This window comes from Pseudomonas sp. Q11, from assembly GCF_024494355.1.
In the GTDB taxonomy this organism is placed as follows: Bacteria; Pseudomonadota; Gammaproteobacteria; order Pseudomonadales; family Pseudomonadaceae; genus Aquipseudomonas; species Aquipseudomonas hefeiensis.
This window is the reverse complement of the sequence record NZ_JAKNQY010000071.1, coordinates 1-648: the sequence shown is the minus strand read 5'-3', so window position 1 is coordinate 648 and position 648 is coordinate 1. Positions and strand designations below refer to the sequence as shown.

Annotated in this window: 1 pseudogene; it reads right to left on the bottom strand. The window is 65.9% G+C overall.

The features are described 5' to 3' along the window. Positions 1-648: pseudogene (locus tag MA884_RS27785) on the bottom strand (type IV secretion protein Rhs); the annotation flags it as partial.

The window sequence follows — 648 nt, the reverse complement described above, 5'->3', positions numbered from 1 at the left end:
GGCTGAGCAGCAGGCCTTGGCGGCGCTGGCGTTCGCGCCCGCCATGAAGCTGGTGTTCGGTGAGGCGCGAGCCGTTCAGGTCGATGGCCGTCAGCGCGCCGCCCCGGGCGTGGTGGTAGTCGAGTTGGCTGTTGTCCGGCAGGCGCAGGTGGTTGAGGCGCCCGCAGGCGTCGTAGCGATAACGCAGGGTGCCCCAGCCCTGGTGTTCGCCGATCAACCGGTCCTGGGCGTCGTATTCAAAGGCCAGCGGGTGATCGCTGCCGTCGTTGACGTGGACCAGCCGGCCGAGCCCGTCGTAGCGGTATTCGATGGCCTGGCCGTCGGGCAAGGTCTTGACCCGCAGTCGCCCGGCGCCGTCGCGCTGGTAGCGGGTGACCCATTGGGCGCCGTCCGCGCCGTGCTCGGTTTTCTCCAGCAGGTGGCCGTTGAGGTCGTAGGCGTAGCCGGTGCGTTGGCCGTCAAAGCCGATCTGCTGTCGGATCAATCCGTTAGGCGTGTAGTCCAGCTGATATTTTTCGCCGGATTCGTTTTCGATTTCAGTCAGCAACAGCCGCGCCGAGTCGTAGCGATACTTCAGTTCGCTGCCGTCGGGGTTGAGGCGACGGCTGATCAGGTGCAGGTCGTCGGCGTATTCATAGCGGGTGGTCC